Annotated in this window: 18 protein-coding genes and 1 other RNA gene; 10 read left to right on the top strand and 9 right to left on the bottom strand. The window is 51.5% G+C overall.

The features are described from left to right. Positions 1 to 30: 30 nt before the first annotated feature. The 3 genes from ACJJIZ_RS08385 to ACJJIZ_RS08375 all read right to left on the bottom strand — a co-directional run bounded on the left by ACJJIZ_RS08385 (position 31) and on the right by ACJJIZ_RS08375 (position 3,051). On the bottom strand, positions 31 to 963 hold the full coding sequence (locus ACJJIZ_RS08385) for a universal stress protein (RefSeq protein WP_444915818.1): 933 nt from the start codon (positions 961 to 963) through the stop codon (positions 31 to 33). 275 nt (positions 964 to 1,238) lie between these two features. Further along, positions 1,239 to 1,952: a DnaA regulatory inactivator Hda gene (gene hda, locus ACJJIZ_RS08380; protein WP_282931683.1), complete on the bottom strand. Its 714-nt coding sequence runs from the start codon at positions 1,950 to 1,952 to the stop codon at positions 1,239 to 1,241. 1 nt (position 1,953) lies between these two features. Further along, on the bottom strand, positions 1,954 to 3,051 hold the full coding sequence (locus ACJJIZ_RS08375; protein ID WP_444915817.1) for a DUF2066 domain-containing protein: 1,098 nt from the start codon (positions 3,049 to 3,051) through the stop codon (positions 1,954 to 1,956). Positions 3,052 to 3,328: 277 nt separating this feature from the next. On the opposite strand from ACJJIZ_RS08375, the gene purM reads away from it, so the two are divergent. The 6 genes from purM to ACJJIZ_RS08345 all read left to right on the top strand — a co-directional run bounded on the left by purM (position 3,329) and on the right by ACJJIZ_RS08345 (position 10,087). Then, entirely contained in the window at positions 3,329 to 4,390 is a 1,062-nt protein-coding gene (gene purM / locus ACJJIZ_RS08370; protein WP_444915816.1) for a phosphoribosylformylglycinamidine cyclo-ligase, read from the top strand. Next, positions 4,390 to 5,034: a phosphoribosylglycinamide formyltransferase gene (gene purN, locus ACJJIZ_RS08365; RefSeq protein WP_444915815.1), complete on the top strand. Its 645-nt coding sequence runs from the start codon at positions 4,390 to 4,392 to the stop codon at positions 5,032 to 5,034. The genes purM and purN overlap by 1 nt, the downstream gene beginning before the upstream one ends. Positions 5,035 to 5,135: 101 nt before the next feature. Beyond that, positions 5,136 to 5,840 carry a DUF3108 domain-containing protein gene (locus ACJJIZ_RS08360; RefSeq protein WP_282931679.1) on the top strand — a complete coding sequence of 235 codons (705 nt, stop codon included), beginning with the start codon at positions 5,136 to 5,138 and terminating at the stop codon, positions 5,838 to 5,840. Positions 5,841 to 6,084: 244 nt separating this feature from the next. Continuing rightward, positions 6,085 to 7,488, top strand: a complete 1,404-nt coding sequence (locus tag ACJJIZ_RS08355; RefSeq protein WP_444915814.1) for an OmpP1/FadL family transporter — start codon at positions 6,085 to 6,087, stop codon at positions 7,486 to 7,488. A gap of 506 nt (positions 7,489 to 7,994) precedes the next feature. Beyond that, on the top strand, positions 7,995 to 8,768 hold the full coding sequence (locus ACJJIZ_RS08350) for a type IV pili methyl-accepting chemotaxis transducer N-terminal domain-containing protein (protein WP_413664788.1): 774 nt from the start codon (positions 7,995 to 7,997) through the stop codon (positions 8,766 to 8,768). A 2-nt stretch (positions 8,769 to 8,770) separates the two neighbouring features. After that, the gene (locus tag ACJJIZ_RS08345) at positions 8,771 to 10,087 is read left to right on the top strand and encodes a YlbE family protein (protein WP_444915813.1); all 1,317 of its coding nucleotides are present in this window, start codon (positions 8,771 to 8,773) and stop codon (positions 10,085 to 10,087) included. A gap of 110 nt (positions 10,088 to 10,197) precedes the next feature. Here ACJJIZ_RS08345 and ACJJIZ_RS08340 read toward each other — a convergent pair whose 3' ends face one another. Continuing rightward, complete coding sequence (locus tag ACJJIZ_RS08340) at positions 10,198 to 12,057, bottom strand: M2 family metallopeptidase (RefSeq protein WP_444915812.1); 1,860 nt, start codon at positions 12,055 to 12,057, stop codon at positions 10,198 to 10,200. A gap of 251 nt (positions 12,058 to 12,308) precedes the next feature. Next, positions 12,309 to 12,406: signal recognition particle sRNA small type (ffs, locus tag ACJJIZ_RS08335), an RNA gene on the bottom strand. Between the two features lie 95 nt (positions 12,407 to 12,501). On the opposite strand from ffs, the gene ACJJIZ_RS08330 reads away from it, so the two are divergent. The 3 genes from ACJJIZ_RS08330 (at position 12,502) to ACJJIZ_RS08320 (ending at position 15,787) form a co-directional block, all read left to right on the top strand. Then, positions 12,502 to 13,401 (top strand): 6-carboxytetrahydropterin synthase, encoded by a 900-nt coding sequence (locus tag ACJJIZ_RS08330; RefSeq protein ID WP_444915811.1) that lies wholly within the window; start codon positions 12,502 to 12,504, stop codon positions 13,399 to 13,401. Positions 13,402 to 13,455: 54 nt separating this feature from the next. After that, on the top strand, positions 13,456 to 14,172 hold the full coding sequence (locus ACJJIZ_RS08325) for a 16S rRNA (uracil(1498)-N(3))-methyltransferase (protein WP_444915810.1): 717 nt from the start codon (positions 13,456 to 13,458) through the stop codon (positions 14,170 to 14,172). 259 nt (positions 14,173 to 14,431) lie between these two features. Next, positions 14,432 to 15,787: a substrate-binding domain-containing protein gene (locus ACJJIZ_RS08320; protein WP_444915809.1), complete on the top strand. Its 1,356-nt coding sequence runs from the start codon at positions 14,432 to 14,434 to the stop codon at positions 15,785 to 15,787. A 290-nt stretch (positions 15,788 to 16,077) separates the two neighbouring features. On the opposite strand, the gene ald is transcribed toward ACJJIZ_RS08320, so the two are convergent. Further along, complete coding sequence (gene ald / locus ACJJIZ_RS08315; protein ID WP_282931671.1) at positions 16,078 to 17,223, bottom strand: alanine dehydrogenase; 1,146 nt, start codon at positions 17,221 to 17,223, stop codon at positions 16,078 to 16,080. Between the two features lie 195 nt (positions 17,224 to 17,418). Between ald and ACJJIZ_RS08310 the strand changes: the two genes are divergently transcribed. Next, a complete protein-coding gene (locus ACJJIZ_RS08310; protein WP_282931670.1) occupies positions 17,419 to 17,904 on the top strand; it encodes an Lrp/AsnC ligand binding domain-containing protein in 486 nt (161 codons plus the stop codon). A 50-nt stretch (positions 17,905 to 17,954) separates the two neighbouring features. Here the strand turns inward: ACJJIZ_RS08310 and ACJJIZ_RS08305 are convergent, their stop codons facing one another. The 3 genes from ACJJIZ_RS08305 to putP all read right to left on the bottom strand — a co-directional run bounded on the left by ACJJIZ_RS08305 (position 17,955) and on the right by putP (position 20,658). Further along, a complete protein-coding gene (locus ACJJIZ_RS08305) occupies positions 17,955 to 18,419 on the bottom strand; it encodes an Mpo1 family 2-hydroxy fatty acid dioxygenase (protein WP_108732210.1) in 465 nt (154 codons plus the stop codon). Positions 18,420 to 18,526: 107 nt separating this feature from the next. Beyond that, positions 18,527 to 19,039 (bottom strand): O-acetyl-ADP-ribose deacetylase, encoded by a 513-nt coding sequence (locus tag ACJJIZ_RS08300; protein WP_444915808.1) that lies wholly within the window; start codon positions 19,037 to 19,039, stop codon positions 18,527 to 18,529. A 152-nt stretch (positions 19,040 to 19,191) separates the two neighbouring features. Then, the gene (gene putP, locus ACJJIZ_RS08295) at positions 19,192 to 20,658 is read right to left on the bottom strand and encodes a sodium/proline symporter PutP (protein WP_444915807.1); all 1,467 of its coding nucleotides are present in this window, start codon (positions 20,656 to 20,658) and stop codon (positions 19,192 to 19,194) included. Positions 20,659 to 20,828 lie beyond the last annotated feature (170 nt).

Here is a 20,828-nt window from a genome sequence, read left to right as displayed (position 1 = left end):
GCCAAGCTGAATTAGACCCATAATTCACAACTATTTTATCGGCGATACAAAGTCACTGGGCTTCAGAGCCAGCAGGGAGCAACTGACCTTCTGCAATATATTCTCTGCAGTATTCCCCATAATGAAACCGGGAATACCCGCCCGTCCAACAGTGCCCATAACCAGCAAGTCGAGACCTTCTTCATCAATCAGCAATGGAATAAAGTTATCTGGATGGGCAACCACATGGTGAATACGTGTTTCCCCCTCAATTCCGGATGCACGTATCAATACATCGAGCTTTGATCGGTGCTGGGCCCGCGCTGATTCAGTGGCCTCATCCAACTCTTCCTCAGAAGCGCTCAAGGGAAAATGGCGCCGCAAGTATTCATCGATATCGAAGTCCCAACAGGAAATAATATTTAACACCCCACTGCAACTGTCAGCGAGTACTCGCGACCAGCGCAACAACCGGATCGCCAAGTCATAAGTGCTGCCATCCTCGCATTCAGGGTCGAGAGCTACAGCCACCTGAATCTTGTTGCGATGTTCCTTGATTGGGCGGCACAGCCATACCGGGCAGGGACACTTTCGCAGCAGATCCATATCCATTGCCTTGAAGCCCTTAAGCTGGCTGCGACCCTCAACATTCTTGATCACCAGGTCATAGCCCTCAGCCAATACCCGGCGGATCACCCGCTCGGCAGGTCGGGCACCACAATCTGACTCAATCTCCAAGTTGGTCCTTTCCGCCGATAACTCCATATGTACGCGGGCCGACTCAATTTCCCTCCTGACCCTATCAAGCATTGTCCTCACACAGAGCCGACTAAACTCCTCAAACCCTTCCGGCACCTTCGGACAGACCAGTAAAACCTTTATCTCCGCCTGATGATTGCGCGCCACTGCAAAAGCCTGCATGAGTCCACTGCTTTCATCCTCAGCAGCATGGCTGACATACAGGATTTTATGAATGTTTGGCATAACGCTGCCCTCAACCAGAGACATTTGGGAGCAAACAGGGGCAAGACTCACCATAAACCCACTCGCTGCCTCAAATTGGTATCGTGAGCAGAGCAGATTTCACACGAAAATACACAGGTGAAGGAGATGGCGCAGGAGTAGATAGGGGAAGGTGGAGTGAGTAAACACCAACCTTAATAGACGGAAAAAGCGTCTAGTGTCGCTAAAACACAAGGCAGAGGAGCCCAAATGAGCTCAGGAGACTAAAGCAGGTCGGCCAGAGCCCGGTGCTGGGGTCAGATATCCAAAACCTGCTTAACAAAAGGAATGGTGATTTTACGCTTAGCCATAAGTGAAGCCCGGTCCAGCTCCTCCAGACACAGAAAGAGTGCTCGAGTATCCCTCGGGGCGCGGTGCAATATGTACTGGGCCACATCTTCCGGCAGGTCAAAACCGCGCAGGCGGCTGCGACGGCGCAGGGCGGCAACTTTATCGCTGTCATTCAGGGTTTTGAGCTGGAATACCAGGGACCAGTGCAGGCGTGACTGCAAATCAGCCAGGGCAATATCCATACCGCGGGGTGACTTGCGAGCCCCCATTAATAATTGCCTGCCGCCATCCTTAACTCGGTTATAGAGATGGAAAATAGCGGTCTGCCACTCGGGCTGCCCCTCCAACAAATGAACGTCATCTATACAGACAAGGTCCAGGCGTTCGAGTCCGTCGAGAATAACAGCCGGGTCCATATTCATTAGGTCTGCGAGAGGGAGATAATGGAAAGAGCGACCATTGGCCTCTGCGCACTGACAAGCAGACTGAAGCAAGTGGCTAATACCACTACCCGCCTCACCCCAAATGTAAATTACAGACTCGGGATTCTCGCCACTGGCAAAAGACTGCAGCAGGGCAACTACCTGTCGATTTGGATCTGAATCCGACAGGTAGAAGTTATCAAAAGTGGCGTCATCCCGCAGGGATACCCCCAGCGGCAATTGTTGCGGAATACTCATCTCAATCCCAGTGATAGCGCAACGGATTCTCAGCGCTGCCCAAGGGTGAACGGTATCCATTCAGGTTAATGGCGTCTCCGTCCGCTTGTGCTCGCAATTTATGGTTTAGAGCCAGGGTATCACGCAAATTGCTCAACCCTGCCGAAGTGACCAGTGCCAGGCGCATTCGGTCCCCTTCAACAGAGAGCAGGTTAGCACTGCTGACCTGTGCCAACCCCTGTAGATAACCAGATGCCTTAGCATAATCAGCAAAACTGTCGATACCAGACAACTCAACAATCACCGCGCCCAACTGATTGTCCTGGCCATTCGGGGACACCGCATAGCGCTGTGCAAGAATATTGGCCAGTTGATTAACGCCGCGCAGAGCGACCTCTTCCAGCGAACCTCCGGCAGTATCGAAGGCATAGCTGCGACCGCCGTGAATTAGCAGCCAATCTGCCTGCCAGCGATGGCCTGAAGCTTGAAGCACCCGGCCCATCAAAGTGGCGTCGGGACTATAGCGAAAACCCGCCTTCTCAGCTGCTTGCTCATCCTGGGCCCAGAGAGCTCCCAGGGGCATATTGCGCTGGTCATTCAGGTCCATTACCGGGAAATCCAGGGGGACACCGCGCTCGATAGCCATAGCTTCGAGGACAGAGAAGAGCTCCGGGGTCACTTCTTCACTCAGAGTTCTGCGACCCTCTTGCAGCGTATCTACTGCAAGCCACACCAGAGTGCCGGGGCGATTGTTAGGCCACATCGGCAAGTTCAATTGATTAACTTGCCGGGAGATCGCTTGGGGATCAAAGGAAAGGTGCAAGTAGAGCTGATTGTCCTCCCGGGTATAGCGATACCCCTGAACAAACTGCTGTGCATTCTTTAATACCGGCTGCACATTTGGGTTACTACCGACAGCGGCATCTCCCGTAACACGTACGAACACACGTTCCAGGCCGCGACTTCCGGCTGCTGTACGATCCGTGGCTCCGCGACTCGACACAGCCTCGACAACTTCGTACAAATCCGAGATGACTCGAGCTTGAACCGGTAGGGCTAGAACACTGATGATCAGAGCCAGCAACTGCAACACCAATCCCTGCCGGAGCAGCTTGTGCATAGGACTTCTCTCCAAACCTCTTATTTTCCGCCCCTGAGCTTGCAGAAATTATTATCGATGTGCAAGACGCCAGATTTTAGGGCGGACTAAAAATTGCGGCTATTGTATCAGCGTCAGACGTTTCTCTCAGCCCCGAGTTCTCACTATCGGAGTGATTTCACAGTTCAAATGGCGAGAAAATGCCGAAATCCCCCTTCGAGATGCCGTCTGGGCGTGGCTACCAAGGCAAGACCCAGATAGAATACGCGCCCTTCGAATACCCACCGCAGGAAGAATCATGAGCGATTCCAAGCCGCAATCTACGCAAACGTCCCTTTCTTATAAAGATGCCGGTGTCGATATCGACGCAGGTAATGCACTGGTAGAGCGCATCAAAAATGTCGCCAAACGCACATCCCGCCCCGAGGTAATGGGCGGACTGGGCGGATTCGGCGCCCTGTGTGAACTTCCAAGCGGCTATAAAGAGCCGGTTTTGGTTTCTGGCACCGATGGTGTAGGTACCAAATTACGCCTGGCAATGGACCTGGGCATTCACGACAGCATTGGGATCGATCTTGTCGCCATGTGCGTGAATGACCTGATCGTAGCCGGGGCTGAACCCCTCTTCTTCCTCGACTATTACGCAACCGGCAAACTCAATGTCGATATTGCTGCAGAAGTGGTAACCGGCATTGGTAAAGGCTGTGAGCTGTCAGGCTGCGCACTGGTCGGCGGCGAGACTGCCGAAATGCCCGGCATGTACGAAGGCGACGATTATGACCTGGCAGGCTTCTGCACCGGTGTCGTAGAAAAATCTGAAATCATCGACGGCAGCAAAGTTAAAGCTGGCGACGTATTGATCGGCTTGGCCTCCAGTGGGCCCCACTCCAATGGCTACTCCCTGATCCGCAAGGTTCTCGAAGTCAGCGGTGCCGATCTCCAGCAGGACATCGGCGGTGAAACCCTAGCCAAAGCGTTGATGGCCCCGACCCGTATTTACGTTAAAAACCTGCTGCAATTAATGAAGACCTCCCAGGTGAATGCGCTAAGCCATATCACTGGCGGCGGCTTACTGGAAAACCTGCCCCGCGTACTGCCCGAAGGCTGCAGCGCACGTATTGATGTCACTAGCTGGGAAATGCCTCCTGTATTTAACTGGCTGCGTGATGCAGGCAATATCGATAGCCGCGAAATGTACCGCACGTTTAACTGCGGTGTTGGCATGGTTATTTGCGTGCCTGCAGAGCAATCCGAGTCGGCACTATCCGCTCTCAAGCAAATGGGCGAAGACGCCTTTGTCGTTGGCACTATTGAAGATGCCAAAGAAGGGGCGGAAGCAGTAGAGCTGGCGGGGCTGTAATGTCTTGTAGAGTTGCCGTATTAATCTCCGGTAGTGGCAGCAACCTGCAGGCTCTGCTGGACGCCGCCGCACAAAAGGACGCGCCTTTTTCCGTGACTGCAGTTGTCAGTAATAAGGCAGATGCCTATGGGCTGACTCGCGCAGAACAGGCAGGCGTTCCCACCTCTGTGGTGGATCACCGGGATTACTCCAGCAGAGAAACCTTCGATCACGCCTTGATCGAAGAGATCGACAAGTGCAAACCAGATTTGGTTGTACTGGCTGGGTTTATGCGTATTTTGACACCCGACTTTGTGCGCCACTACAACGGCCGCCTGATCAACATTCACCCCTCCTTACTGCCGAAGTACCAGGGCCTGCATACCCATAAGCGGGCACTGGAAGCCGGGGACAAAGAACACGGCGTAACCGTGCATTTTGTCACCGAGGAACTCGATGGCGGGCCACCTATCGTCCAGGCCATCGTTCCTATTAAGGAGGGAGACACTCCTGAGCTACTGGCAAAGCGAGTGCAGGTTCAAGAGCACATCATTTATCCAATGGCCGTTACCTGGTTTGCCCAACAGCGCCTGCAAATGGCGGATGATCGAGTTCAGCTGGATGGTGAATTACTACCTCACCACGGAGTTCAGGTTTCCGCATAAAACCAGCCTTTGATAGCTGGCGGGGTAAAAGTCCTTCAATGTACTTTGCGCGCCTCGCCAGCTAGTATTCAAAAGGGTTCAGTTTTTTGTGGGATATCACAGTGCGCCTTTTTGCTACCTCTCTGTTTCTCTTTTTGATTACCGGCCAGGCAATTGCTGCTGAGCTGGAACCTTTCAAAGCCACTTACGCCGCCCGATTTAATGGGATCAGCATTACCGCCACTCGGGAATTGTCGGGACAGGACGGCAACTGGCGTCTGGACTTCGATAGCAGCGCCCTTTTTGCCAGCATTAAAGAGTACTCTCGCTTTACCAGCCAGGATGGCCATATCACCCCCCAACATTACGAATATCGCCGCAAAGGCCTTGGTCGAAATCGCGCCACGGTGCTTAATTTCGAACCGTCAAAAGGTATGATCTTTAACGTCCATAATCCGGAGCGGGATCTCAAAGACGCCCCACCCAATATTCTTGACAAGGTGAGCTATCAAATCCAACTGGCACTCGATGTCGCCGCTGGAAAAACAGACCTTCAATACAAAGTTGCCGACGGCAAAAAAATTCGCGATTACAAATTCAGTCAAGTTGGCACTGAAACCCTAAAAACACCTCTGGGCCCGGTGGAGACAATTAAAGTCGCTCGAGTGAGAGATAAAGACTCAGGAAGAGAGACAACTGTCTGGATCGCACCGCAATGGAACTACGCTTTGGTGAAACTTATCCAAAGAGAAGAAAATGGCAAAAGGTATCAAATCAACCTGACAAATTTATCCATCAACGGCGAAAAAGTCGCTGCCAGCCAATAAATGGCCACATTTTCGACTGATGAAAAAAAATCCGTCGACTTGGATAGATTTTTGTCCCCATTGTCTTTATAAAGTCACTCCTCTCCCTCACTAGGGCAATGACGTATTGCTAGACTTTTTAGTAAGGGATTTGCTACGGAAGTGGAAGGTACTTATATAAGTCTAAAGGCCTTCCTGCCATGGCAGAGTTTTTTCCAACCTGTTTATGGCTTTCAGTAATCAGCAGACTTAGAGATGGGTTCTCATGAATAAAAAATACCTGCGACACGCAGTTCTGGCCGCAGCTATCAGCTCCGTTTCCCAAGGCGCTATGGCTGCAGGTTTCTACTTGCAGGAAACCAGTGCAACAGGCCTTGGCCGCGCATTTGCTGCCGAAAACACTATCGGCGACAACGCTGCAATTCTGGCGCGCAACCCAGCCGGTTCAGCTCTATTCAATACTTACACCATTTCTCTTGGTGCGACTTACGTTGATCCCGAAATCGATGTTGATGGTGATGTCACCTACTATGTCGGCAGTGAGGAAACTGGCTACCTGGGATTCGAAACTCCCGCGAGCGCCAAAGACTACGCCACCAGCGCGGTAATCCCCAACGGCTACCTGGCCGCCCCCATCAATGATGAGTGGTCCTGGGGCCTTGCCATGTACACCGACTTTGGCCTGGAAACTGATTTCCCGGATAACTTCCCTGCAACTACAATCGCCAACAAAACCTCTCTGCTGACCGTAAACATCCAGCCATCTGTTGCTTACGATTTTAACGATCAATTCAGCATTGGCCTGGCAGCGAATATTTTCTACGTTGATGCAGAACTGAACACCACCTTCCCCGATGACTTCCTGATCGGTGACGTTGTAGAACCCGTCTTAGGATTTAACCCCGCCGGCGCCACCGTGTTGGACGTAAAAGGGGATGCCTGGGACCTGAGCTGGACCATCGGCGGCCTGTGGCGCATCAGCGACAACACTCGCGCAGGTATTTCTTACCACGCTAAGTACGACCCCAAAATCAAGGGTGAAGTAAGCTCCGATATCGCTCCGAACCCGCTGGATTCTTTTGACGATACCTCCGGCAACCTGACCCTGAACCTGCCTGACACCCTGGAGCTGGGCTTCTACCACCGCTTCAACAATAACTGGGGTGTGGCGGTAGGCTACATGTGGACCAACTGGGACCGTTTCGAGCGCCTCGAAGCCTTTATCCCCTCCGCTGGTGAAGACTACAACCCACTTCTGCTGAAAGAAGAAAACTTCCAGAGCGGTTCTCGCTTCAGCATCGGTGGTGAATACTACCGCAATGACGAGTGGACCTTCCGCTTTGGTTACGCTTACGACCAAGGCGCAGCCCGTGACGGCTTAAACCGCGAAGAAACTGAAGAGCTCTCAGAGCTGGTAGATGAAGATCTCCCGATTACCTGGCGTACGCTGTCTATTCCTGACACTGATCGCCAGTGGTTGACTGTTGGCGGCACTTACTCACTGACTGACAAACTCACTGTTGATGGTGCTTTCGCCTATATCTGGGGTGATGACGAAGTTATTCAGGAAGCTAACAACATTGATGACACCCTGATTACCTACTTCGATGGTGGCACCACCAAGACCGAAGCTTACCTGTTCAGCTTGGCTCTGAATTACCAGTTCTAAGTCACCTTAGATCTGATAAGAAGAAGGCTCTACCCCTGGTAGGGCCTTTTTTATTTCCAGCTATTATCCTCCTCACCTAAGCCTCCATTAACCCCACAACAATCCACTCACCAGAAAACTCCCCCTCCCCCCCAATCCAAATACCACCAAAGCGTTAACACCGAAAAAAAGGGTTAGATATCTCCATCCTTAAATTTGATATAAGGAACGTCAAATCCTAAAACCAGATGAGTTTGCAAAATCATATTCCCTAACAACGTATTTAAATTATTTATTTTTGCTCAATCAATGGAATTTGGAGCTTATTTGTTTAACTTATCAATATTGTTCAAAATCGCCTTATTCAGAAAGCAGCCCCTATAAGCTCACATCACTGTTACTCAAGGATCTCTGAATAACTCCGTAATACCTCTGCAACCTCTCATTAACCGAGAGGGCTCACGCATGCATTGCAAACATCAAACCCACTTAAATTGTGAAGTAAGTCAAACTACAAGAGTAAAATCATGAAGTTGTCAGCAGTATTTATCTTGTTAATTTTAAGCCTGGATGTCGCAGCCTTCTCTATGGGAGACGCCATCAATACGGCTGGTCGACAAAGAATGCTATCCCAACGCATCACCCAGACTTACATCTTGCGCGGGATTCAACCGGATGCAGAGCGCCACGAAAAGGTATTTACCCGATCAATTCACGAATTTAAAAAGAATCACGAGAAACTAAATAATTTTCATGGCGCAGAAAAGATCAGGGATCAACTTGTTAAAGTTGAAAGAGAATGGAAAGCGTTTGAGTCTGTCGCCTTACAACCCGTCAATAAACAAAGCGCCAGCGAATTATTTCAGCGCAGCAACTCCCTTCTTTCTGCTGCCCACACCTATGTGGTCCAACTCCAACAAGTCGCCAATCACAACAGCGCCGAACTCATTAATATCGCCGGCCGCCAGCGTATGCTCTCCCAGAGAATCGCCAAGAACTACGCTGCTAAACTTTGGGAAGTATCCTTGGATGATGCCGAAACCGGATTGCAAGAAGATCTCTCCGAATACTCCAACCGACTGAATCAGCTATTGGAGAGCCCCCTCAATACGCCAGAGATCAATGACAATCTACGCAAAGCAAAAGACCACCTGAGTTACGCCAGCCGAGGGTTTGAGGGAGACATGAAAATATCTGAAAAACGCCAAATACAGGTAATCACCGGCACCACTGATCTGATGCTACGCAATATGAACATCGTTACTGAACAATATGCTGAGTTATTAAATTCAGGGGAGTAGGGATGAGAACAGATATTGAATTCAGGCCCAGCACCGAAGAAATCCTCCATAAACTGGCAACCCCTGAGTTCCAAGCTCTCAATCAGCAAGCGAATGACGAATCCATTAAGCGCATGAAGCAGGCTGTGCCGATTTTGATTGGGATAGGCAAAGCCAGTGACAACATCCCTGGAATGCGAAAAAATTTAGTCCTGCATGCCGGCCCCCCAATAACCTGGCAGCGGGCATCTGGACCGTTAAAAGGCGCAATCATTGCCGGTCTGATTTATGAAGGCCTGGCTAAAAATAAAGCTGAAGCGGAGCGGATTATGGAGGAAGGCCGAGTTGATCTTGAGCCCTGCCATAACCACAATGCGGTCGGGCCCATGGCTGGCATTATTACCCATTCAATGTCTGTGTATATTGTCGAAGATAAGCTATCCGGCAATCGGGCTTATTCCAACCTTAGTGATGATCGCGCCGATTACCGCGGCAGCTCTATTCGCTTTGGCGTGTATGACAAAGAGGCCATCGATTACCTTCGTTGGATAGAGGACGAAATTGCCCCCGTACTAAATCAAGCAATCCAAGATGAAGGCGGAATTGATTTTGTACCTATAATTGGCCGCAGCCTCCTTATGGGAGACGACTGCCATGTAATGACTAATGCCGCCACACTGATTTTCTCCAGAATTTTAATGCCAGGAGTTATTCGGGCCAGTAAAAAGCGAAAAGATATTGAAAGGATTACCAACCAAATCTACAAGGATGAGACATTCCCGTTAAATCCAATCATGGCCACTTGCAAAGTTATTTCCGATGCCGGCAGCGGTATTCCTCACAGCAGTATTATCACAACCATGGCTCGCAACGGGACGGAATTTGGTATTCAAGTTTCAGGGTTGGACAAGGCCTGGTTTACCGGTTTGGCCGGGGTTGGCCACGGACTGTTAATGCCAGGAATCACTCCCGCAGATGTCAACCGGGACATGGGAGACAGCGCCATCACAGAGACTATGGGTTTTGGCGGCATCCACAAAACATTCTCAGGAACATACCAAGACAACATCGACAACATACTGAAAATGTATGATGTGTGTCACTCTGAGAGCGACTTTGTCGTTACTCCAGGCATTGAGGGTAGAGGCGCACCATTTGGTTTTGACCTGCTGAAAATCATTAGAACCGGTACGACACCAACCATCAACTCCGGCCTGGCCCACAAAAGCATGAACCGCTACCAAGTCGGCACCGGGTCTCTGCACCCCCCACTGGAAGCATTTTTAAATGCTGCTGCCAGCTTCCTGGATTCAGAGGAAGAGCAACCCCCAGTCCACTAACAACTGAGCCTCACAACTAATAATATTCAAGAGTTCATAATTCACGTGCGCTTAAAACAGAAAAAGGGGCAAAGCCCCTTTTTCTAATACCGACAAACTAAAAGCTCAGATTACCAACCGCACTGACGCCCTTGGTTCTGCTCTTCCAGGTACGCCATCAGCGGCTGGAAGTAATCGATAATGGCGGAAGCATCCAGGTCGCGCTGACCAGTGAGCGCTTCCATAGCATCCGGCCAGGGCTTGCTTGCACCCATTGCCAACATAGCGCGCAGCTTCTTACCAGCCTCATCATTCTGGTAGATGGAGCAGCGGTGCAGCGGTCCGGTTTCACCAGCGGCTTCACACAGCGCGCGGTGGAATTGGAACTGCTGGATACGCGCCAGGAAGTAGCGAGCGTAAGGTGTATTACCGGGGATATGGTACTTGGCACCCGGATCGAAGTTCTCTTCGGAGCGCTCTACCGGAGCGGCAATGCCCTGGTAATCTTCACGCAGTTTCCACCAAGCTTTGTTGTAGTCTTCCGGCTTCACCTCACCGTTAAATACCTGCCAGCGCCACTTATCAACGAGCAGACCAAATGGCAGGAAGGCGATCTTATCCAGCGCCTGCTGCATCAGGTAACCGATATCTTTACTTTCATCCGGCACCTCATTCATCAAACCGATTTCCTTGAGGTACTTCGGCGTGATGGAAAGCGCGATGGTGTCGCCAACAGCTTCGTGGAAACCGTCGTTAGCGCCATTTTTATAGAGGAAAGGCTGATCTTTATAGATGCGCTGGTAGAAGTTGTGGCCCAACTCGTGGTGGATGGTAACCAGGTCTTCACCCGTTTTATTGATACACATCTTGATGCGAAGGTCGTCCTGCCCGTCCATATTCCAGGCGCTGGCATGACAAACCACATCGCGATCGCGAGGCTGGGTGAACTGGGAGCGCTCCCAGAAAGTTTCCGGTAGAGGCTTAAAGCCCAGGGAGGTGAAGAACTTCTCCCCGACTTTAACCATGTCTTTTTCACTCATGCCGGAATCAACCACCAGCTGAGTCAGATCATAGGGGGCCTGCATGTCGTCGTCTTTCACGATGTCGTAGACGTTACCCCACTCCTGGGCCCACATATTACCCAGCAAGTGTGCAGGAATCTTACCCTGAGCCGGCACTACGTCATCGCCATAATGCTCATTCAACTTGGCGCGAACATGGCAGTGCAAAGCTTCGTACAACGGCTTCACTTTACCCCACTGGGTATCCATATCTGCCGCAAAAGCATCTGGAGCCATATCGTATTTGGAGCGCCAGAAAACACTCAGGTTGTCATAACCCAGCTCTTTGGTGCCCGCATTACCGATCTCCACCTGGCGCTCATACAGAGGTTTCATGGGAGGAGAAACTTTACGCCAACCAACCCACAGATCCTTGAGCAATTCAGGATCGCGATTGGTCGCCATCACCTGCCCCATCTCGGTCAGGGTATAGCACTTTTCTTCACCAGCATCTTCGCGGCAGTATTTACCGGCACCGTACATGCCCTGCATTTTTGAGCCAATTTGCGCCAGCTCAGAAGTTAATGCCGGATCTTTCGGCGCGGGGAAAACCAAACCCTGCTTCAACATGGTCAACTGGCGACGGGTATCCGGGTCCAAGTCCAGGTCGTTAAATTTGGCGGCCTCTGAAGCCAGCTCCACTGCCAGGGTGGTGTATCGCTCTGAAGCCAAAGCCTCTACATATTGGGAATCAATATTGATATAGGTAGAAGCAAGCCAAGCCGCATGACTTGCCTCTTGCCCCATTTTTTCCAAGCGAGCCTGGGCATCATTTAGGAAAGCTTGCGCATCTTTGGCTGTCAGCTGGGAATTATCAGATGGGCTTTCCGCAGTCGCCTGGGCTACACCAACCGGTTTTACCGCTTGCTGCCCACTGTCACAGGCAGACAGTGCAACAGCAACCGCTATCGAGAGAGCAACTTTTTTCATTTTCTCCTCAAGAATCATTTTTAGATCTGCTTATAGTTGACGCCGTTTATAGCATAAGCCCCACACAATCAGCGACGGCAAGGCCGAAGATCGAGCCAGATCGACACAAAATCCCCTTTTATATCGTCTTTGCGGGAAAAAATTTGGTGAGGAAAAGAGTAAAAACCCAGGACACGGTCGAGCAAAACACTCTCAACGGGGATTTTTCAGGGAAAGGTTTTTGAAACAAAGAAGGAAAAGATTGGAGGCAGCCCAACCAGCAACACCCTCGGCACATGATACCACTGCTACCGTTGCTCCCTTCCGGGCCTGGCGGAGTTCACAGCTGCTCATTGCGAGGGGACCGGGAGGGCCGCCACAACGATCTTCGGTGTCAGTGCATCCGAAGAGGGCGCGATTATAGAGGCATAAACGAATAAGATCCAGCCCTATTAACAGGTTATAATGAACGACTACTATCTCACCCCCTGCAAAGAGTTACTCATGCACTTGTTTGTCGATAATTTAACCAACGTTGACTTCAGCTACCTCGACTCAAGACGAGGCATCGTAGGCGAGACCTGGCTGGCAAACGCAGCCCTCGATGGCGCCTTGGATGAACAGGGGATGGTTTGCGACTTTGGCATAGTGAAAAAGACCCTGAGGCATTGGCTGGATGATCAAGTCGACCACCGCCTCCTGGTACCTACCCGCTCCCCCCAACTGACCCTGGAGCACAATAGAGACCAGGTTAACCTGGCCTGGCTACTGGAAAACGGGGCTTCTATTAAAGTGTCAGGTCCAGAACAAGCTTTCGCCTTAGTGGACGCCGAGGTAATTACTCCTGAGAGCGTCGCCGTCTGGTGTGTTCAGCAGCTGGCCAGCCACTTCCCCGATAGCGTGGAGAAGCTCAAGCTCAGCTTCCACTGTGAAGTGATTGAAGATGCCTTCTACCACTACAGCCATGGCCTGAAAAAACACCTTGGTAACTGCCAACGTATCGCCCATGGACACCGTTCACGCATTCAGATCATGACGGGTGGCCAACGCGATACAGAGCTGGAAAAGTACTGGGCTGAGCGCTGGGAAGATATCTACCTGGGCACTCGCGAGGATCTGGTTTCAACAACTGCCGATGATCGCGGTGAGGATATCCATAACTTTGCTTACAGTGCACAACAGGGAAACTTCACCCTGTCCATCCCTGCCAAAGTTTGTGAAATTCTTGACTGTGATACCACGGTGGAGCAGTTGGCCCAATATATCGCCAACACCCTGGCGGCTAAAGAGCCTGGGAAAGCGATTACCGTAAGAGCCTACGAAGGTATTGGCAAAGGCGCGATTGCCTCAACTCAAACCAGCTAATCCAGCCTCATAGCATCGACACCGTTATAAATTGAAGTACCAAGGCGCCCGACTTTGAACCTGATTGTTTTACAAAAGCACAACTTTATTAGTCCCAGTCGCATCCGCCTTAGTGGACGCCAATTGGAGCATATCACCAAGGTTCACAGAGCAGCGCCGGGACAACAACTTCGTGTCGGACTGCTCGACGGGCAAATAGGTAGTGGCAAGATTGTTACGCTCGACGAGAAGTGCGTTGAGCTTGAAGTGGCATTCGCAACCGATCCGCCCCAGCCACTACCTCTCACACTTATTTTGGCCCTGCCTCGCCCCAAAATGCTCAAGCGGGTTATCCAGCATTTGACTGCACTCGGAGTCAAAAAACTGGTTTTAATTAATAGTTACCGGGTCGAAAAATCTTACTGGCAAACTCCCTGGTTGCAGGAAGACAAACTCTTTGAGCAATGCCTGCTCGGACTAGAGCAGGCTGTCGATACGCAAATGCCGGAAATTCTGTTGCGCAAACGCTTTAAACCGTTTGTCGAAGACGAACTCCCTTCCCTCTCCAGTGACTCCCGTAAACTGGTGGCTCATCCAGTAGGGGGAACGGCTTGCCCTGTGGACATAAAGCAACCGACCACTTTAGCCATTGGCCCTGAAGGCGGCTTTATCAGCTATGAAGTCGAGAAGCTCCAGGGAGCAGGCTTTCAATCCGTTCACCTTGGTCCACGTATTTTGCGGGTAGAAACTGCACTGCCAGTGCTAATTAGCCGGTTATTTCCCGCTTTTTAACTTACTCAAATTTTAGAGGCTCTAATACACCTTCACGGGGGCCTCTAAACACCTGTTTGACCTATTGTGTTTTAAAACATAGAGCAAGCTTTTACGAAAGCTTAACTACCCATACTTCAATTGTTCAAATAAACCCCGCTAAAGTTACCTATCTCTCACGATGAGACAATTGCGTAATTTAGCAATCAATATTTCATCAATTTGTCACAATTAAGTCATATTTTGCGCCCTCGTTTTACCACCTTACGGTCGAATTACTATGAGCGTATTCTTAAGCCGGCTAAAGCAAACCCTTTCCCTCCTTCTTCTTGGGGTGGCCTTGGCTGCTGCTACTTCCACAGCCCAAACCCGCTTCCCTCCCGACACATCGGGCCTGCTTTTTACTTTACATGGCTCCAACACTGTCGGTGCAAAGCTGGCGCCCAACCTGGTGAGCGATTACCTCGAAGCCCGTGGTGGCAGTAATCTGGAGGTTATTCCTCTAGAGAAAGAAAATGAGGTTCGAGTACAGGGGGATCTCGGTGGCAATAAAATTTATGTCGATATTGCGGCACACGGTTCAAGCACTGGATTTAAAGGCCTTGAACGGTCCCAGGCCAATATCGCCATGGCTTCGCGACCAATAAAAGATGCTGAGCACGCAGCCCTGAGTCGCTTTGGAGATATGCGCGGTCAAGGTGCAGAACATGTTATTGCTATCGATGGACTCGCCATTATTGTTCACCCTAAAAACCCCATTACTCAATTAACCCTGCAACAAATAGCAGCAATATTTTCCGGGAAAATTACCGACTGGTCTGAAGTGGGCGGGCGGAAAGGTCGTATCAAAGTTCTGGCGAGAGATAATCAGTCCGGCACCTGGGATACGTTTAAAAGCTTGGTGCTCGGGAAAAAGCACTCCCTTATTACTAATGCAAAACGCTTCGAATCGAATGATCAATTGTCAGACCGTGTTTCGGCGAATCCCAACAGTATTGGATTTGTCGGCTTGGCGTCTATTCGACGAGCCAAGGCCGTATCGGTATCTGACCAGAACACCCAACCGCAAGCTCCAGAGCATCTGACAATCGCAACCGAGGATTACCCCCTCTCCCGCCGTCTATTCCTCTATACCGCTGCTTACGGTTTAAAACCCGTCGCCGAAGAGTTCCTGCACTTTGTGCAGAGCGAGCAGGGGCAGGAGCTGGTAAAGGCCACTGGATTTGTCGCGCAGACGCCAATCGGTGTAAAACCTGAAGCCAACCGGGATGGGCCCAGCGAATACCTGAAATTAACGGAAAATGCAGAGCGCCTGAGCATTAACTTCCGTTTCTCTGAAGGCAGCGCCTCTTTAGATAACAAGGCAAAACAGGATATTCAGCGACTTGTCCGCTTTATGCAAAAGCCTGAGAACAGCCACAAGCGACTGCTATTGATCGGGTTTGGCGATGAGAAAGTCAGTGAGGGGCGTTCAATCGTTTTATCAAAACTACGCGCAGTTACCGTTCGCTCCGCTCTAAGGGATCACCAGATTAATACAGCACCGGTTCAGGGCTTTGGTGCCTATCTGCCGGTAGCCTCCAACAACTCCAGCTCAAAGATAAAAAATCGCCGGGTAGAAATCTGGGTTATTTAACCCTAGCCCTAAACCCCTCTCCCCCGTGAGGCGACAAGGAAGTCCCTCAGCATCCTTTTTCTTTTCCTCCTCCCCTTCCCCAGTTTTTCCCTAAACAACAAGTTAAGCTTTCTCCAAAACATAAATAACGCGCATAAAAAAGCCGCGTAAGTACGCGGCTATCAATTAGTGGCTATGCCACCAGGTCTCACAGAGAGGAACGCAAAGAGCGCTCCGGGGGAAACTTCCCAACAACAAGCGCGTTACCGCTTATTTACAATGCGGCCGCCCGCAGGCGGCCACCGGGGCAATTAAGCTACAGCGTCTTCCGCTACTGCTTGTTTTTGCAGAGCCAGTTTGGGATCTACAAACTCGTAACCCAATACGTCGGCTACGGCTTGGTAGGTCACCATGCCAGCGTGAACATTCAGGCCTTCCAGCAGGTTGGAATCGTCCAACAGTGCCTGCTTGGCGCCTTTATTTGCCAGGGCTACCGCGTAAGGCAGGGTGGCATTGTTCAGGGCCATAGTAGAGGTGCGAGCTACACCGCCGGGCATGTTGGCTACACAGTAGTGAACCACACCATCAACTACGTAAGTAGGCTCTTGGTGAGTAGTCGCCTTGGAAGTCTCGAAACAACCGCCCTGGTCAATAGCAACGTCAGCTACAACTGCGCCTTTTTTCATGCGGCTGATAATGTCGCGGGTCAGCAGTTTGGGGGCTGCCGCGCCAGGAATCAGAACCGCACCAACAACCAGGTCAGCTTCCAGTGCGTGCTTTTCAATAGCATCGTTAGTGGAGTACTCAGTGCGAACCGCACCACCGAAAATATCGTCCAGCTGACGCAGACGCGGCAGGGAGCGGTCGAGGATAGTAACGTCAGCACCCATCCCCAGGGCCATCTTCGCTGCGTTAGTACCAACAACACCACCACCGATAATCAGAACTTTAGCGGGAGCTACACCAGGAACACCGCCGAGCAGTACGCCGAGACCACCCTGGGCTTTTTCCAGGTGGTGGGCACCGCACTGTACAGACATACGACCGGCAACTTCAGACATAGGCGCCAGCAGAGGCAGGCCACCGAAGCGGTCGGTTACAGTTTCATAAGCGATGCAGGTAGCGCCGGATTTCACCAGCAGCTCAGTTTGTTTGGGGTCTGGAGCCAGGTGCAGATAGGTGTACAGAACCTGCCCAGGGCGCAGCATTTCGCACTCGTGGGGCTGGGGCTCTTTTACCTTGACGATCATATCGGCAGTGGCAAAAATCTCTTCCGGAGTATCGATAATCTTGGCGCCGGCTTGAACGTACATCTCGTCGGGGAAACCAATAGCGGCACCACCATCCTTCTGTACGATCACTTCGTGACCGTGGCCAACCAGTTCGCGAACACTCGACGGCGTCAGGCCAATACGATACTCGTGGTTCTTAATCTCTTTAGGGACGCCAATCAACATTTTCCTTCTCCTCGCTCTGTGCGCTCGGTACTGCCTTAATCAAATAGGAGTACCTAATTTCTATGTTTTCCCCAGTATAAGAACAGATAAGAAGTGGATATTTAGCAGATTTTTGATAAAACTAGTGGAATCCACTACACAACCTGTCGGCAAGTCTACTTTTTGACCATGTCGACCAATTCGGAGTCAGCAGTTATGCGCAAACGTGCGGGAGAGCTAAGCACTATCGACCGGAACATATTGCGTGTTCTACAAAAGAATGGACGAACCAGCTATGCAGAGCTGGCCCGACAGGTAGGTCTGACCGCGACCCCCTGCGTCGAACGGGTCAAACGCCTGGAAAGTGACAATGTTATTCAGGGCTACACCGCCCTGATCAACCCGGAGTACCTCGATGCTGCCCTGGTAGTTTTTGTGCAGATCAGACTGAATCGATCCGCACAGGACGCCTTCGAGGAATTTCGCAACGCCGTGGCCGCCCTGCCGGAAGTGCAGGAGTGTTACCTGGTATCGGGGAATTTCGATTACCTGATCAAAGCCCGGGTGGCGGATATGAGTGCCTACCGCAAGTTCTACGGTGAAACGCTTTTGACACTGCCGGAGGTGCAGGAGTGCACCAGCTATGTGGTGATGGAAGAAGTTAAAGAGACACTGGAAGTACCGGTTCACTACAACCGATAGCAGGATAGATCGATGAGTGGCCACAGCCACTCATCTGCATAAACCGGCAATCAGTATTGAATGCCCAGTTTCCGGTAAATAAAACCAATCACCCAGGCTGGGCCGATCAACAGGAATTGTAAGTCCTTAAAGAAAGAGGGTTTCTTGCCTTCGATATGGTGGCCAATGAATTGGAACACCCACATGATCACAAATAGGGCCAGTGCCGTCTGCCAGATGGGCACCCCCAGCCGCTCCAATACCGACCAAGCCCACAAACACAGAACCGTTAATCCCGTCATTCCCAGGGCAATGGGAAACGACATCGCGAAATAAAACAGAAGAATCGGGATTGTCACCACAACAGCCCAGTTCAGCCAGGGAATTGTCGCCATAAATTCCGGCTGCGGAACTGCCCACAAAAGTCCGGCCACAGTTGCATAAATTACGGGAACAGCAATCCAATGAATGGATTTGTTGATCGGATTCTGATGACTCTCACCATACTCGGAAAACCACTGCTGGGCACTGCGCATGACAATCTCCTCATTCTTATATTGTTATTGTCAGAGCAATAATAATCCCCAACCCATGGATATCAATCAATGGCCGAAAATACCACGAGGCCTACAAAACGTGGCTTTTAGCGCCTAACGTAGGCATCCAATTGGGATAGATAGAGATCCGCCATCGATTTATCGAAACAACAGAATACAACCTGCTGCGGCGCCCCCTCCTTCTCCTGAAATTGCTGCACCTGCTCTACAGCCACCTCTACGGCCAGCTCCGGGGGGTAGTCGTAAACGCCACAACTGATCGCCGGAAAAGCAATCGAGCGCATATTTTCGCGCCGAGCCAATGCCAGGCAGTGCCGATAACAGCTGGAGAGCAACTCGGGCTCACCCAAACTGCCGCCACGCCAAACTGGCCCAACCGTGTGGTAGATACGTTTTACGGGAATGGAATAAGCGCCAGTAGCGCGCACTTCACCAACAGGACAACCGCCCAGAGTGCGGCAGGCCTCCAGTAGATTGGGCCCCGCTGCGCGGTGTATGGCCCCATCGACACCACCGCCTCCCAAGAGACGGCTGTTGGCAGCATTGACGATTACATCGACGTGCAATCGAGTGATATCACCGAGATGAACTTTGATCACTCAGCATCTCCAACCGCTATTTGAATAATTGCTGCGGATGGAAATCCATTTCACTTCACAACAGTCGCACCTTTGCCAGAGGTGCGTCCCTAGCGCGGCTGGTCTGTCTCGGCCCGAGCGAGTCGCTCGGGCTCAAGTCCTGCCCTGCCCCCTCAACCAAGCAACTTGCGGTGCTGTGAGGCAACGGCTTCCGGGCACTTCGTCAGCGCGCTCACTAACACGATAGCAGCTGAAGAGAAAACAAAACCCGGCAACAGCTCATAAACATCAAAAATGCCACCGGAGAGTTGCTCCCACACCACAACGGTGAGGCCGCCAACGATAACACCGGCAATAGCACCGCTACCGGTCATACGGGACCAGTAGAGACTGATCAACAGCGCCGGGCCAAAGGCAGCGCCCAGGCCAGCCCAGGCGTAACTCACCACATCCAGAACCTTGGAATCCGGGTCCATCGCAATCCACACAGCGACCAATGATAAAGCAACCACCGCCCAGCGCCCCACTTTCACCATGGCTTCCGGAGTGGTCTCACGCCCAAACCAAACGTGGTAAATATCCTCCGCCAACGCAGCCGATGACACCAACAGCTGGGAATCTGCCGTACTCATAATGGCAGATAGAATCGCCGCCAAAAGAACACCGGCAACTAGCGGGTGGAACAGCACCTGCACCATTTCCATAAACACAGTTTCGCCATCAGGCAGGCTCTGCTGGATTTCCAGGTGTGCAAACAAACCTACCGCCATTGCTCCCAAGAAGCCCGCCAGGGACCAAACCGCTGCCACTGTCGCGGCAACCGGAATATCGTTAGGGCTGCGCACCGCCATAAATCGCGCCAAGATGTGCGGCTGGCCGAAATATCCCAGTCCCCACGCAAGGGAACTGAGTATCGCCACCAGGCTTAATGTTTGCCCGGTGCTATCGGTCATCCAGTGGGTCAGCTGTGGCATCTCCGTTTGCAGGCGAGTCCAGCTGGCAGAAAAACCACCCTGATCAGAAATAACAACGAGAGGCACCGCAATCAGCGCCGCACTCATCAGCAGCCCCTGGAACACATCGGTCCAGGACACCGCCAAAAACCCGCCAAACAAGGTGTAAGAAATAACGGCAACCGCACCGATAATCACCGCCCAGCGATAATCCCAGCCAAACACCGTTTCAAACAATTTGCCGCCGGCAATCAGGCCCGAAGCCACATAGAAAAGGAAAAATAGAAGGATGAATATCGCGCAGACGGTGCGCAGATAGGGGTGCCCCATCTTAAACCGACGATCCAGATAGGCTGGCACCGTCAGGGAGTCGTCCAGCTCATAGGTGTAGATGCGCAGGCGCCGGCCCATTGTCACCCAGCTCAGAACGATGCCGGAGAAAAGGCCAATTGCGATCCAACCGGCAGAGAGCCCCGCTGCATAGGCCGCGCCAGGCAAACCCAGAAGCAGCCAGCCACTCATATCCGAGGCTCCGGCAGACAGGGCCGCCACAGCCGGCGGCAGGGAGCGTCCGCCGAGGAAATAGTCGCTGGCATTTTTCGTACGCATGTAGGCGTAAATACCGATAACAACAATCAACGCCAAATAGGCGACAAAAGTAAGGGCGATCAGCCACTCGGCGGCCATAAGGGATTCCTTCTGATCAAAGTGGGGTGGTACTTGGCGCGGGAATAGTCTGCGTTTTCCTGCTCAATTTTTCAGCGCATTGAGCTATGGAAAGAGCACCACCTAAAAATTGTTATGTTTATTGCGCGTAAATCTACCCATAAGGTGGCGCCGACTCAATCAGCAAACTA

The organism is Microbulbifer maximicatervae (SeqCode), from assembly GCF_052467225.1.
This window is presented reverse-complemented; position numbering and strand designations above follow the sequence as displayed.